The organism is Paenibacillus sp. FSL R7-0204 (genome assembly GCF_038002225.1).
Lineage (GTDB): Bacteria > Bacillota > Bacilli > Paenibacillales > Paenibacillaceae > Paenibacillus_AQ.
In genome coordinates, this window is the sequence record NZ_JBBOCA010000001.1 from 7116405 (window position 1) to 7129875 (window position 13471).

The 13471-nt window shown below is 53.0% G+C and carries 14 protein-coding genes; 3 read left to right on the top strand and 11 right to left on the bottom strand.

Features of this window, described 5'->3' with window-relative positions; genetic code table 11:
* Positions 1–2: 2 nt before the first annotated feature.
* Positions 3–461 carry an ImmA/IrrE family metallo-endopeptidase gene (locus tag MKX42_RS30840; RefSeq protein WP_340757161.1) on the top strand — a complete coding sequence of 153 codons (459 nt, stop codon included), beginning with the start codon at positions 3–5 and terminating at the stop codon, positions 459–461.
* Between the two features lie 75 nt (positions 462–536).
* Positions 537–1763, top strand: a complete 1227-nt coding sequence (locus MKX42_RS30845; protein ID WP_340757163.1) for a tyrosine-type recombinase/integrase — start codon at positions 537–539, stop codon at positions 1761–1763.
* Here the strand turns inward: MKX42_RS30845 and rlmD are convergent.
* From rlmD to MKX42_RS30865, 4 genes are all read right to left on the bottom strand, one after another.
* Complete coding sequence (gene rlmD / locus MKX42_RS30850) at positions 1748–3232, bottom strand: 23S rRNA (uracil(1939)-C(5))-methyltransferase RlmD (RefSeq protein WP_340757164.1); 1485 nt, start codon at positions 3230–3232, stop codon at positions 1748–1750. The two genes, MKX42_RS30845 and rlmD, sit on opposite strands and share 16 nt — an antisense overlap.
* Before the next feature lie 319 nt (positions 3233–3551).
* Complete coding sequence (locus MKX42_RS30855; protein ID WP_340757165.1) at positions 3552–4445, bottom strand: diacylglycerol kinase; 894 nt, start codon at positions 4443–4445, stop codon at positions 3552–3554.
* A gap of 242 nt (positions 4446–4687) precedes the next feature.
* Positions 4688–5452, bottom strand: coding sequence for a sirohydrochlorin chelatase (locus MKX42_RS30860; RefSeq protein WP_340757167.1), 765 nt, complete (start codon positions 5450–5452; stop codon positions 4688–4690).
* Between the two features lie 3 nt (positions 5453–5455).
* Positions 5456–5746, bottom strand: a complete 291-nt coding sequence (locus MKX42_RS30865; protein ID WP_019913624.1) for a YerC/YecD family TrpR-related protein — start codon at positions 5744–5746, stop codon at positions 5456–5458.
* Positions 5747–6120: 374 nt separating this feature from the next.
* On the opposite strand from MKX42_RS30865, the gene MKX42_RS30870 reads away from it, so the two are divergent.
* The gene (locus MKX42_RS30870; RefSeq protein ID WP_340757168.1) at positions 6121–6669 is read left to right on the top strand and encodes a tyrosine protein kinase; all 549 of its coding nucleotides are present in this window, start codon (positions 6121–6123) and stop codon (positions 6667–6669) included.
* Between the two features lie 26 nt (positions 6670–6695).
* On the opposite strand, the gene corA is transcribed toward MKX42_RS30870, so the two are convergent.
* The 7 genes from corA to MKX42_RS30905 all read right to left on the bottom strand — a co-directional run bounded on the left by corA (position 6696) and on the right by MKX42_RS30905 (position 13273).
* Complete coding sequence (gene corA / locus MKX42_RS30875; protein ID WP_340757169.1) at positions 6696–7655, bottom strand: magnesium/cobalt transporter CorA; 960 nt, start codon at positions 7653–7655, stop codon at positions 6696–6698.
* A gap of 202 nt (positions 7656–7857) precedes the next feature.
* A complete protein-coding gene (locus MKX42_RS30880; RefSeq protein ID WP_340757171.1) occupies positions 7858–8760 on the bottom strand; it encodes a response regulator in 903 nt (300 codons plus the stop codon).
* A 3-nt stretch (positions 8761–8763) separates the two neighbouring features.
* On the bottom strand, positions 8764–10053 hold the full coding sequence (locus MKX42_RS30885) for an ATP-binding protein (protein ID WP_340757173.1): 1290 nt from the start codon (positions 10051–10053) through the stop codon (positions 8764–8766).
* An 87-nt stretch (positions 10054–10140) separates the two neighbouring features.
* Complete coding sequence (locus MKX42_RS30890; RefSeq protein WP_340757175.1) at positions 10141–10791, bottom strand: amino acid ABC transporter permease; 651 nt, start codon at positions 10789–10791, stop codon at positions 10141–10143.
* A 29-nt stretch (positions 10792–10820) separates the two neighbouring features.
* Positions 10821–11471 (bottom strand): amino acid ABC transporter permease, encoded by a 651-nt coding sequence (locus MKX42_RS30895; protein WP_340757177.1) that lies wholly within the window; start codon positions 11469–11471, stop codon positions 10821–10823.
* Positions 11472–11656: 185 nt separating this feature from the next.
* A complete protein-coding gene (locus MKX42_RS30900) occupies positions 11657–12505 on the bottom strand; it encodes a glutamate ABC transporter substrate-binding protein (protein WP_340757902.1) in 849 nt (282 codons plus the stop codon).
* 39 nt (positions 12506–12544) lie between these two features.
* Positions 12545–13273: an amino acid ABC transporter ATP-binding protein gene (locus MKX42_RS30905; protein ID WP_340757179.1), complete on the bottom strand. Its 729-nt coding sequence runs from the start codon at positions 13271–13273 to the stop codon at positions 12545–12547.
* Positions 13274–13471: the final 198 nt, after the last annotated feature.

Here is a 13471-nt window from a genome sequence, read left to right on the forward strand (position 1 = left end):
CCTTGACCTATGAAAGTCTACTTAGAGAAACATCTAAAAAGGATATTGAGGTATATGAAGTAACCCTACGTGGTAATCTGAAGGGACTGTATAAAGATCAGATCATTTGGCTGGACAAGTCTATTTCTGACATAGAAAAGCATTGCATCCTTGCGGAGGAAATGGGTCATTACGAGACGACAACCGGAAACATTCTTGATCAGAATGACATCAGGAATCGTAAACAGGAGTTAAGAGCACGGCAATGGGCCTATCAGAAAATTATCCCACTGTCAGCCATTGTACAAGCTCATCATTCTGGAGCTAAAGGTCGTTTTGAGATCGCTGAATTTATCAATGTGACTGAAGATTTTTTACAATCAGCCCTTGATCGATTTAAAGAAAAATTCGGCGTTCTCATTACGATTGATAATTACATCATATATTTGGACCCGCTCAATGTTGTTGAAGTCCACCTATAACCTTCGTGCTTCCCGGCCGCAAGGCTGTTTAAATATACCAAAAATAGAACATACGTTCTAAGGAGAGTGGAAAATATGCCCTATTATGAAAAGCGCGGAGAAGCTTCATGGCGTCTCGTAGTTGAAATAGGGGACAAACTAGATGGATCTCGCGACCGCCGTTATAAAACTGTGCGGGTATCAGACAAGGCATTGCTGAAATCTTCCCGAAAGCTTGAAGCCTATTTGAATGAGGAATTAGTTAAATTTAAAATCGAAGTGGAGGCCGGAGAGTACATTGCGCCAGAGAAGATGAATTTCAGCGCATTTGTAGGGGAATGGAGAGATAAATATGCAAAAGAACATCTGGAAGAAAAAACGATTTATACCTATGAAGTCAATTTGAGAAAACATATCATCCCAGTCTTTGGCCACCAGCGCCTTGATCAGATCAAACCTTTGCACATCGTGACTTTTTTAAAGAAGCTTGCTGAGCCGGGAAGCCGTAAAGATGGCAAAGCTCTCTCATCGGGTAGCATTCAGATTAATCATCGGGTGCTGAAGAACATCTTTAAACGTGCTGTTGAGTGGAAAGTAATAAAGGAGAATCCAGCCGCTGCCGTACAAAAGCCAAAAGTCACAAGCAAGCAGAATACCCCCTACAATGAGCAGGAGGTAGGGCAGCTTCTTCAGGCGCTTCAAAAGGAACCTTTTCATTGGCGTATGATGATAACGTTGGCTATCACCACTGGCCTTAGACGCGGGGAACTACTAGGACTGGAATGGAAACATATTGACTTTAAAACAGGCATTATTAGCGTAGAGCAAAGTGTTGCTCTCTCACCAAAGGGGAACGCTCATGTAAAGGCCCCAAAGACTAAAGGATCTCGGCGTAAAGTATCTTTGCCTGCTGTCGTTCTGGAAGAGCTAAAAGAGTATTCAAAGTACCAGGCTAAAGAACGTGATCGGAATGAAGTCATTTGGGAGGGCGGAGAACGGAAGTTTCTCTTCTGTCATCTGAACGGAAAAGCCTATCATCAGGAGCGGCCATATCTTTGGTTCCGTCAATTCCTCCAAAAGAATGGCTTCCGTTATATTCGCTTCCATGATCTTCGACATACCTCGGCCACGCTGCTGATCAACCAGGGCGTTCATGCCAAGATCATTTCGGAACGACTGGGACACGGTAACATCTCCACCACTATGAACGTTTATGGCCATGCCCTTCAAAGTGCAGACCAAGCTGCCGCAGACAAATTCGATTCTTTACTTCGCCCCCAGTCTGCCCCCAATACCGTTTCCGGTACTCAAAAACCCTTATAGATCAAGGAGCAAACACTCTCCACATGCACCGTATGCGGGAACATATCCACCGGCGTAACCTCCACCGCCCGGTATCCCCCATCCTCCAGCACCCGCAAATCGCGGGCAAGGGTGGATGGATTGCATGACACGTACACGACACGCTCCGGCTGCATCAGCAGGATGGTCTCCAGCAGGCGCGGGTCGCAGCCCTTGCGCGGCGGATCGACGACGATGACGTCCGGGGTGATGCCCTGCTCTTTCCAAGCGGGGATGACATCCTCCGAAGCGCCGACTTCGAATTTCACGTTATTCATTCCGTTCAGCTTCGCATTAGCGCGGGCGTCCTCAATGGCTTCGGGCACGATCTCAACACCATACACCTGATCCGCATGCTGAGCCAGGAAAAGTGAGATGGTGCCGATGCCGCAGTAGGCATCAATCACGGTTTCCTTGCCGGTGAGTGCAGCGTATTCCAGCGTTCTTCCATACAGCACCTCGGTCTGCGCCGGGTTCACCTGGTAGAAGGAACGCGCAGAGATGGCGAACTGTACATCTCCAATGTAGTCATAGATCACCTCGCTGCCCCAGAGGACACGGGTATCGTTGCCGAAGATGACATTGGTCCGCTGCGTGTTGATATTCTGGCAGATGCTGACCACTGCCGGAAGCTGCTCACGGATACTGCCGATCCAAGCATCCAGATGCGGGATATCCCTGCCGTTCGTGACCAGCACCAGCATCATCTGGCCGGTGCGGAACGCCTTCTTCACCACAACGTGGCGGAGCAGGCCACGGCCGGTCTCTTCGTTGTAGGCGGTGATACCCAGCTCGCGGCCGAGGCTCTTGACGGCGGCAACAACCTTGTCGTTGTCCTCATGCTGGATCAGACAGGTCTCCATGTCGATGATCCGGTGACTGCCCCGTGCATAAAAGCCGCCGACCAACCCGCCTTCGGTCACCCCGATAGGCACCTGGGCCTTGTTGCGGTAACGCCAGGGCTCGTCCATGCCGAGCGTAGGCAGCACGCGGATGCCTTCGCCTTGAGTCCCTGATGTACCCACTACACCTCTGCTAACCGCACCGGCCACCTCCAGCTTCCCGATCCGCAGCAGGTTGTCCACCACCAGCTGCCGCTTCCACGCGAGCTGCGCGGTGTAATCCATATGCTGCAGCTGACAGCCGCCGCATTGATCATAAATAGGGCAGGGCGGCGCGATGCGGTCGGGGCTGGCCTGCACCAGCTCCAGCAGCTTGGCGTAGCCATACTGCTTCTTGGTCTTCAATACTCTGGCCCGGACCTTCTCACCGGGGAGTGCGCCCTGCACAAAAAGGGTAAAGCCTTCGACGCGGCCTACCCCTTCTCCTTCATGGGTCATGCCGATAATATCGAGCAGGACCTCATCGTTCTTATTCACCGGCAGTCCGGCGACAGGGGCCGCCCCTTGTTCCCGGCGGCTTGCGCTGCGCCTGCTGCGTTGTTTATTCATGTGTATAGGTTCACTTCTTTCATGTTCTTCACTATTCATCTCATTAATCATTAGGGTGCTGACAGAACAAACTCCTCTTCCTTACGGACCGTACGGACGTTAATTACCATAAAACTTATATTTCAGCCGTGCTAACGGACCGTACAGCGCTTATCTCCTCTCCCATAGGCATTTTAGAGGCCAAAGCGGGCAACTAAAGGCGCTGGAGTCCGTTAGCATACGTAAAGTGCAATTTTGGGCGAAATAAGAGCTGCCCAGTCCGTTAGCGCAAAGATTTCGAACTTCTAACGATTCTGCGCGTTCCATTCCCGCCAACCCACTAACTATTCTGCGCGAAAATCCGCAGATGCTGCGGCAGGATGCTGAAGTTGCCCGGCAGGGTGCCGCCCAGCTCGCCGTCCAGGTTCAGCTGCACGTGGCCGGGAGAGGTTACCTCCATGGCATCGGTACGGAAATGGATAACCTTCTTGTCACTCAGGTGCTCTCCGCGGATGGTCAGACGCACCAGCCGGATGAACTCGGCCAGGTTGCATTTCTTAACGGCAATAACATCGAGCAGGCCGTCATCGATACGCGCCCCCGGGGCCAGCTTCTCAAAGCCGCCGACCGAATTCGTGTTGGCGATCAGGAAGAGCATGAACTCGTCATGGATCATCTCCTGGCCGTTCGCGCGGATATACAGCTCTTGCGGAGCAAGGCTGGCCATCTTCTCGATCCCCTTCAGGTAATAGGCAAGCTGACCCATCATGGTCTTCAGCTTGCTGGGGACCTCATAGGTCAGCTCTGTCAGCTGTCCGCCGCCTGCTATATTAATGAAGTAACGGTCATTGGCTTTGCCGAGATCAATCAGGCGCGCTTCCTGACGCAGAATCAGGTCGCAGGCTTCCTCCCAATTCTTCGGAATGCCCATGGCCCGCGCGAAATCATTCGTCGTTCCCAGCGGCAATATACCGAGCGGGGGAAGGTTGGGCTTCTCTGCCATCCCGTTAATCACTTCATTGAGCGTACCATCGCCTCCGGCAGCTATGATCAGATCATAAGTACCGCGTTCCACAGCCTGGGCTGCAGCCGCAGTAGCATCGCCCTCTCCCGTTGTTGCATGGCAGGTAGCTTCGATACCGCCCATATCCAGCCGGTCTAGAATATCGGCGAGTCGTCTTTTCATTTCTTCCCGACCAGAAGTGGGATTATAAATCAATCTCGCAGTTTTCATTACCGGAACGCCACCTGTTTATATAATGGATAACTTTACTGATTATACCCAATTCTGTACCCCACAAGCAATGTCAGGGGGACGGAGAAGGGATATATTTATACCCGCCGCCCGGGCTTCAAGCCTAGAAGAACGGCACAAAGTATAGATATATGTATGCAGCAGTGGCAGCCATGGCTACATGGAACACTGGGTGCATCCTATAATCAGCTCCATTACCGCGTACGAATTAACGTTGACCCTCAAGCCTCCAGGCGCTGGAGCGCTGCTTCCACCTGCCGCTGAATCCAGCGCGGCAGCAGCGGATGCGGCAGCAGTGTCTGGCCGGAATAGGCATACTCTAGCCCCTCAAGCCGCTGCGGAATGACCACTTTGGTGAAATACCCCTCACTCAAAAAAAGCGGTGCTACCAGCACATCATAGCCCTGCTCCTGCCAATGCTCCACCCGGCTTCTTACACTGTCCGGGTTCAGCAGCCCGTAATCAGCTGCAGCCAGCCCGCTAACCTCCCGTACCCGTGCAGCAAGAGAAGAGATGCCCTGCTCCCAGCGCTGCCGGAAGCCGTCATGCCTGCTGCCGTGTCCGACCAGCAGCACCATCTCCCGCCCGGGATGCTGCGACAGTTCCCGGAGCTTATCCCACAGCATCTGTGCAATATCGGGATCGTCATCGACCGGATAGCCGTAGTGGACCTTCGCGGCAACCCTGAACGGCGCAAGGTCGGTCTCCCGCTCAGGAACCGGCTTAGCACCCAGCGCATACTCTATCTCATCGACATGCGTGCTGCCGGAAGAAACAAACAAGGGGATCACAATAATATCTGTGACCCCTGCATGTTCCAGCTTATCAATTCCATCCTGTATCAATCGTCCTTCTACCAGCTCTAAGAAAGCAACCGCCATAGGCAACTCCTCCCGGAGCCTGAGATGACTCACTGCCTCGTCCACCATTGACACCCAGGCCTGGTCACGGGAGCCGTGACTGATTAACAATACGCCCGGAACCATAGATTATCGGCCCAAACGTTCCAGTGTAAGCTTATAACCGTCATTGCCGTAGTTCAGGCAGCGCTTCACGCGGGAGATAGTTGCTGTACTGGCTCCCGTCTCGGCTTCAATCTGATTATATGTAGACCCCTTGCCCAGCATCCGCGCAACCTCAAGGCGCTGTGAGAGCGATTGAATTTCGTTCACTGTGCACAGGTCATCAAAGAATACATAACATTCTTCCATATTTTTCAATGTTAAAATAGCCTCAAATAATTGATCGATACTTTTATCGTTTAGCTTCTTTAGCTGCATCGCCCTATCATCCCCTAAACATTAACTTAATGTGACTATCTTGCCTCTACTATATTGTACTGGAGCACATTTTTCAAGCATTAACGGTTTCACGCTGTAAAGAGTGAAATCGACGGACAAACGTCCACCCCAGGCGTACAACATAACCGGAGCTCATTCTATTCTACTTCCGGCTTCCAGGTTAGACCGCCTTACTCATAGTACTACAAAACCGTGCGAAATCAAGCATGGACACGGTTTCTTCACTTCCGCCTGCCGCTCTATAGGCATCCGCCCTTTTCCGCTGGTATCCCGGTTACCCGGGCATTCGTCTATACCGTCTGTTCGCCCATGACATACAGTATAGCAAACCACTAACGAAGGAATGTGATCCTATGCCTCAGCATTACTATAATCATTCCCGCCAGCAAGGCCGTTCCCTGGCTGAACCCTACAATCCGTCACCTTACCCGGGACTATCTGCTTATACACCTGCCCCGCTTCCCGGAGAACCTGAGCTGCTGCCTGCTTATGGCGCTGAAGTCACCGATACGGCACTCGCGCTCCCTGCGGCAGAAGCTTCTACCGCGAAGGCCGGAGGCCTCCTGGGTGGACTCGGCAATCTTGGAAGTCTGGCGAATATGGAACAGCTCAAGGGAATTGTTGACCGGATGGGCGGTATTGACGGAATCGTCAACACCATGGGCAAGGTGCAGAAGGTGATGCAGGGCTTTTCACAGATGGCTCCGATGGTGAAGCTTGTGATGGGCGGGTTCGGCAAAGGCAAGGGGAGCGGAGCGGGAGAGCTCGCCGCCGAAGAGGATGCAGCCCTCTATAGCCCCAAACGGCGCAAAAAAAGACGCCCCGTCCCGAAGCGCCGCAATACCACCTCCAAAAAGCGTAAATCCGGTGGGTCTTCCTCCGTTAAGCGCCGCCGTTCCTAAGCGGCGGCGCTTAACGCGCTTTTCTTTTACTTAAACCAGCCGCTCCGCCGGAACCAGCCGAACATTCCGATTCCCAGCACCAGCATAAGCAGCAGCACCGCAAAATAGCTGTATTTCCATTCCAGCTCCGGCATCACCCTGAAGTTCATTCCATAGATTCCTGCAATCAGCGTCAGCGGCATAAATACCGTGGTAATCACCGTGAGTGTCTTCATAATGGAGTTCATCCGGTTGGAGTTGAGCGAGATATAGCTGTCACGCAGGTCGGCGGTCATTTCCCGGTCAACTTCAATCATGTCGGTCAGCTTCAGCAGATGATCATAGATATCGCCGAAATAGACCCGCTCCTCCCCATTGCTCTGCACATGCTGCGAATTGACGATCCGGTACATCAGATCACGCATTGGCACAATCGTCCGCCGCAGCTTCAGCAGCCTTCCGCGCACATTGAAGACCTGGCTCATCAGCTCCTCCACCGATTCGTTGCCGCCCTGGCTCTCCAGATCCGCGAGTTCATCCTCCAGCGTATACAGGGACGGGAAATATCTGTCCACCAGCTTGTCCATCACCGTGTAAGCAGCGGCCATCGGCCCGCCCGACCAGCCCTTGCGGCTATGAATCTCAGCTTTGACCATCTGCCACGCTTCCTCCATCTCCGGCTTGTCCTGATGATGGTAGGAGACGAGGAATTTCGGGCTGAGGAACAGGTCGATCTCTTCGGCCTCCAGCGTCCGCTCATTCAGCGAATGCAGCACGAAGAATTGCACGTCCTCGTAATAATCCAGCTTCGGCCGCTGCAAGACATGCATACAGTCTTCAATGGCCAGCGGGTGAAAATGAAAATAAGTATCCAGCTTCAAGGTTTCTTCCTCCGTCGGCATAGCGAAATCCGCCCAGATCCAGGCATAATCATCCAGGACAATATCCTGAAGCAGCAGATCGGTCAGTATCTCGCCCGTATGCGTTACGGCAAGTGTTCGTATCATAATATAAGTCCTCCGCCCTATGTAGGCAATTCGCAGCAGAGCCGCGCTGTTCTAATTGCTTCCTCCCATTGTACAGCATGTCTACGCAAAAAAATAACCGCCAGCCCGCTGACCAGCGGCTCCGGAGGTTTCTTGGTCTTGCCTCTGTAGTTGACGATGCCATTTGCAGCAAAAGGCCCGGACCCATGGTCCCGTATCCGGCTTAGCGCCCCAAGCCTTCCAGCACCTCCAGATGCAGCACCTGCAGGAATTTCTTAATGTTCACCTTCACCTTGCCGCTATCCCGGCCCTGTTCGATCTCCTTCATCTTCAGACGCACCTCTTCAAAGTCGAAATATAGCGGCGCATAGTGCTCGAACTTCGGATTTCCGTAATCCGTCAGACCGATGGACGCGAGACTTGTCAGACCCGCCGCCAAGGCGCGGCGCAGACGCTGCTCAATAGCCTTGACCTCTTTGGCTGCCTCTGCAGGCACCGGTCTGTACTTGGCAGCAGTCAGCTCATACAGCTCCTTCAGAGACGGAAGACTTCCACTATTCCCTTCGGCTACCGCCAGTTCCATGATCGTGATAATATCACGGCTGCCATTCTCCGAAATCATGCCCATATTCATCAGAATCGGCTGGACAATCTCCTTGACGGTCCGTTTGCCCGGCGGCAGCTGCGGCAGTCCGAACTGCAGGCCCTCCAGCTTGCCCAGCGTCAGTTTGATCTCATCGAGGTAACGGCCCATGGCGTAACGTTCATTCACTTTATATAGAACAGATTCGACTTCAATCTTGTTGATCGGCTTGCGGATGAAGAATTCAATCCCGCTCCTGTAGGCGCGGCTGACCATATCCCCGTTCTCAATCTGCGAGATCATGACGAATTTGGAGCGGCAGCCCTGTGCCTGAAGAGAGAGGATGGTCTCAATCCCGTCCTGGTCCGGCATCAGCAGATCCATCAGCACAATGTCCGGGGTCTCGCTCAGGATCAGAGCGATCCCCTCCTGTCCGCTCGCTGCAGTACCCGTCACCTCACCAAGCCCGCTATCCTCAATAATATGCTGCAGCATTCTTCTCGCCGACGCGTCGTCATCTACAATACAGAATGATAGCGGCATCCTCTATTCCTCCTTCCGCAGCTTCATGCTCGGCACTGTAATCTGGAACATAGCCCCTCCGGTATGTGATACCGGCTGAACCGTAATGCTTCCCTCGAACATATTCACTATATCCCGTACATGAGAGAGCCCGATCCCCGTGGCAGCGATGCCCTCTTCATCGAATTTCGTTGTGAAGCCCGGCTCGAACAGCAGGCCCAGATCACGCTTCCCAATGCCCGTCCCGCTATCTGTCACTGTCAGAATCGTCATACCGTCCTGCTCATAAGCGTTCAGATGGATGCTGCCTGTCCCTTGGATGACTTCCACCGCATTGGCAGTGAGATTGTTAAGCAGGGTCAATAGAGGAATGTAGCTGTCGGTTGTGTAATCGGAGGTGATGTGAATATGGAATTTAATCTCTTTACCCAGCATTTCCGCATATTTGGCATTGCTCTTGACCGCGAACTGCAGAATACCTGATAACGGCATGTCCCCGTTCACCTCACGCTCCACCAGCTTCACCAGCCCTGCCAGAATCCGCTGCGAATCCTTCTTCACCTCATGGAGCTGCTGGGTGATGTCGAGCACCTGCCGGCTGTAAGGTCCTGTGCCTTCTCCGTCCTTCAGCTTGCTGTACAGCTCGAAGCTGTTCAGCGTTACCTGCTCCAGGGTGCCTATGGACTTCTTCAGATAGAACACTTCCCCGTACAGGCCGGAGCCGAATCCGAGCATCTGCTGGGTCCGTTCATGCTGCTCCCGCTCCCGGATACGCAGCTGGCTGACAGAGATGCTGCTGTATACCCCGGTGGTGAAATACGTACGCAGGACCGCAATCGCCATCAGGTACGTCCACTCGTTCAGCCGGAAGGTAGCCGAATCCAGCACAATCAGCCGGGTCAGCAGCTCCATTTCATTTGAAAGGAGATCAATCACTGCGGCAACCGCGCCAAGTACCAGCGGATGGAAGGTATCAATCCGGCTCTTGATGACATGCATCAGTGCGCCGAACACGATGTAATAGATCATTGCCGAGAAGTGGCTGCTAAGGCTCTGCTCTACCGTCAGTCCGCTTCCCTCCACCATATCCATGGCAGTCCGGAACAGCAGCACAACCACCCCGGTAGCACAGCCTGTGCGGATATACGGCAGTTGTCTCATTAACAGCAGGAAGAGGAGAAAGGCGCTGCTGCCCATGGCAATGCGGAAGATATCTCCGTCAAACGGGTTGATCTTGAATTCTCCGGCTACCGCAGTAACGGCGGCCACCAGCAGAATCTGTACCGCCTTCATTCTCAGAATCGATTGTCCCATCGCCACTGCTCCTGCCTAGAGAGGTTGACAACTATAGTATCATAGCCGCAATGGATTGAATATGGCTTAATCCTCATCCGGCTAAGGTTATACCGCTCTGTGCTCAAGCCTTCTGGACAGCAGCGACAGCAGGTAATTGACGACAAAATAAATCAAGGCAACCAGCGCCAGCGTAGGGATGGCATAGCTGTAGCTGTGGCCGATGACAATGTTGGCATTATGCATCAGCTCCGGCAGGGAAATCACAACAGCGAGCGAGGTATCCTTCAGCAGGGAGATGAACTGGCTGACCAGTGGCGGAACCATGCGCCGCAGCCCCTGGGGAAGCACGATATGCCATAAGGTCTGCACAGTGCTGAGACCGGAGGAACGCGCCGCTTCAATCTGCCCCTTGTCGATCGACATTAAGCCGCCGCGGACAATCTCGGCAATCATCGCCGCCTCGAAGATGGTTAATGCTGCAATGGCCGCAGTAATCAGTCCGAGCTTGATCCCGACCTCCGGCAAGGCGAAGCGGATGAAGAAGATAATCAGCAGCAGCGGCAGATTACGGATCAGCTCCACCAGATAGAACATGACCGGAGACAGCACCGGCACCTCCGAGTAGCGGATGACGCCAATCATACAGCCGATGATAAAGCTCAGGAAGATCGATACAAAAGCAACGATCAGCGTCACATACAATCCGTCCAGCAGAAACTTCAGATTATCGGCAGAGTACGCACCTATGAAATCCATAATATCCCTCCTTTATCTCAAGCATTCTCTTAATATTTGCGCTGCAGCCGGCGCTCCCAGATCCGCACGCCGTAGCTGAGCGGAAGCGTAAGCACCAGATAGAATACCGCTACGAAAATGTAGGTGTCAAAGGTACGGTAAGTCTCTGTAGAGATCCCGTCGGCGAAGTACATCAGATCAAGACCGGCAACCAGAGTCAGTACGGAAGAGTTCTTAATCAGGTTAATGAACTGGTTGCCGAGCGGCGGAATGACCAGCTTGATCGCCTGCGGCAGAATGATATGCAGCATCGTCTGTATGTAGCTGAGACCGGAGGAACGTGCCGCCTCCATCTGTCCCTTGGGCACGGCCATAATTCCGGCACGGATCGCTTCGGCGATGAAGGCCGAGGTATATACGGCGAGTCCGATGGTTCCTGCCTTGAAGCCGTCCAGTGTGAAGCCCAGAGCGGAAGGCCCGTAATAGAAAATATACACGACCAGCAGCAGCGGAATGTTGCGGATGAACTCCACATACACCGCACCGAACCAGCGCAGACCCTTGACTGAAGTCATGCGGAAGACGGCAACGACCGCGCCGATCAGGAAGCTGCCGATCAGGGCCAGCACACTGGACAGCAGCGTACCGTAGAAGCCTTCCATATACAGTCCGAAGTAGTTCGTTAATATTGAGAAATCCATCAATGTTCACCTGCCTTTACCTACGGATGAGTTCGTTCCTGCCCGGCATGGCCGCCGTTCCTACAAACAAGTAGAAACGGCGTTGCCCTCCTTGGAAAAGGCGGTACCGTTTCTACGAGAAATTCGTGTGAAACCCGTTTATTCGTTCTTACCTTGATTGAAGCAAGTTCTTGCTTGGAGCAGGCTTATTTAGCCGGGGCTTTACCAATCCACTTGGTATAGATGGCATCATACTCCCCGTTCGCCTTCAGTTCAGCCAGTGTATCATTAATCGCCTTAACTACATCCGCGTTGCCTTTCTGTACTGCAATGCCGTAAGGCTCATCGGTAAACGGCTTCCCTACCACCTCGAAGCCGGGGTCCTGGGAGGCCATTCCGTACAGAATCGCATCATCCGTAGTGAGCGCGTCACCCTGACCCGCCTTGAGCGCGCTGAAGGCATCCTGGTAGTTATCGAATTCAAGCACGGTTACGCCCGGCACCTTCTCTTTGATATTCTTGATTGAGGTTGCCCCCTTGGAGCCGAGAATCTTCGTATCCTTCGTAACGCTCTCCAGGCCTGTAATCGGGCTGCCCTTCTTCACCAGCAGGGACTGGCCGGCCTGGAAATAGACGTCGGAGAAATCGACTTCCTTCTTGCGGTCCTCCGTAATGGTCATGGTAGCCACCACCATATCGATCTCGCCGTTATTCAGCATCGGAATGCGCGTCTTGGAGGTGACCTCCTTCAGCTCGATGGCATTCTCATCACCGAGAATTGTCTTAGCGATGGCCTTGGAGATATCGATGTCGAAGCCTTCCACGTTACCGGAGGCCGGGTCCTTCAGACCGAACAGGCGGGTATCGAACTTCACGCCGACGAGCAGCTTGCCGCGCTCCTTGATCTTGGCAATGGCCGCAGAGTCAGCGGCTGCTCCTCCGGCAGCGTTGCCGCCTGCCGCATTGTCGTTCTTGCCCTTGTTGTTGCCGCACCCGGCAATGACCAGCATGGCCGCAATCATCAGCACACTTAACACCTTGAAGCTCTTGGACATTTTCATTTCGTTTCCTCCCCGGATTCCTATATTTTTAGTTTAGTGGCTTAATACACGGCTGAGAAAAGTACGCGTCCGCTCTTCCTTCGGGCTGGCGAAGAAGGCTTCCGGCTCCGCCTCTTCCACGATCTGCCCCTGATCCATGAAGATGACCCGGTCCGCTACCTCACGGGCGAAACCCATCTCATGGGTCACAACGACCATCGTCATACCTTCGCGGGCCAGGGCGCGCATGACATCGAGCACCTCCCCGACCATCTCCGGGTCCAGCGCCGAGGTCGGCTCGTCGAACAGCATAATCTTGGGCTTCATCGCCAGCCCCCGGGCAATCGCCACCCGCTGCTGCTGCCCGCCGGATAGCTGGGAAGGATAGGTCTCCGCCTTGTCGGCAATGCCGACCTTCTCCAGATAATACATTGCGGTCTTCTCCGCTTCCGCTTTGCTTAAGCCCAGCACCTTCACCGGGGCCAGCGTGATATTATCAATGACCTTTTTGTGCGGGTACAGGTTGAAGTGCTGGAAGACCATTCCGATCTCTTTGCGTAAGGTATTGATATCTGTCTTACGTTCATTTACAGTTATACCGTCCACGGTTAATCCGCCGCTCGTGATCGTCTCCAGACGGTTAATGCAGCGCAGCATCGTGCTCTTGCCGGAGCCGGAAGGACCGACTACAACTACTACTTCCCCTTCCTGAACATGCAGGTCAATGCCCTTCAGTACATGGAATTGTCCGTAATGTTTGTCTACCTGATGAAAGTCGATCAATGGCTAGGCCTCCTTTGTCTATTCGGGTGTTTGTCAGCAATGATAACACTTAAAACAAACCTTACTCCAGAGACTACCAAATCCTACATAATACTACGCAAAATCCATTTCCCATATGTTATTTTCTTTTAATTATGTGATGTATTTCATTTTCTTTGTATGCCTATTAACATTTTTTATCAGTTTGGTGTAGCCTTT

What these genes read in the sequence shown, in the direction of transcription:
- MKX42_RS30845 (WP_340757163.1), top strand. Translation starts at nt 537, where the DNA reads ATGCCCTATTATGAAAAGCGCGGAGAAGCTTCATGGCGTCTCGTAGTT.
- rlmD (WP_340757164.1), bottom strand. Translation starts at nt 3,232, where the DNA reads ATGAATAAACAACGCAGCAGGCGCAGCGCAAGCCGCCGGGAACAAGGG.
- MKX42_RS30855 (WP_340757165.1), bottom strand. Translation starts at nt 4,445, where the DNA reads ATGAAAACTGCGAGATTGATTTATAATCCCACTTCTGGTCGGGAAGAA.
- MKX42_RS30860 (WP_340757167.1), bottom strand. Translation starts at nt 5,452, where the DNA reads ATGGTTCCGGGCGTATTGTTAATCAGTCACGGCTCCCGTGACCAGGCC.
- MKX42_RS30865 (WP_019913624.1), bottom strand. Translation starts at nt 5,746, where the DNA reads ATGCAGCTAAAGAAGCTAAACGATAAAAGTATCGATCAATTATTTGAG.
- MKX42_RS30870 (WP_340757168.1), top strand. Translation starts at nt 6,121, where the DNA reads ATGCCTCAGCATTACTATAATCATTCCCGCCAGCAAGGCCGTTCCCTG.
- corA (WP_340757169.1), bottom strand. Translation starts at nt 7,655, where the DNA reads ATGATACGAACACTTGCCGTAACGCATACGGGCGAGATACTGACCGAT.
- MKX42_RS30880 (WP_340757171.1), bottom strand. Translation starts at nt 8,760, where the DNA reads ATGCCGCTATCATTCTGTATTGTAGATGACGACGCGTCGGCGAGAAGA.
- MKX42_RS30885 (WP_340757173.1), bottom strand. Translation starts at nt 10,053, where the DNA reads ATGGGACAATCGATTCTGAGAATGAAGGCGGTACAGATTCTGCTGGTG.
- MKX42_RS30890 (WP_340757175.1), bottom strand. Translation starts at nt 10,791, where the DNA reads ATGGATTTCATAGGTGCGTACTCTGCCGATAATCTGAAGTTTCTGCTG.
- MKX42_RS30895 (WP_340757177.1), bottom strand. Translation starts at nt 11,471, where the DNA reads ATGGATTTCTCAATATTAACGAACTACTTCGGACTGTATATGGAAGGC.
- MKX42_RS30900 (WP_340757902.1), bottom strand. Translation starts at nt 12,505, where the DNA reads ATGTCCAAGAGCTTCAAGGTGTTAAGTGTGCTGATGATTGCGGCCATG.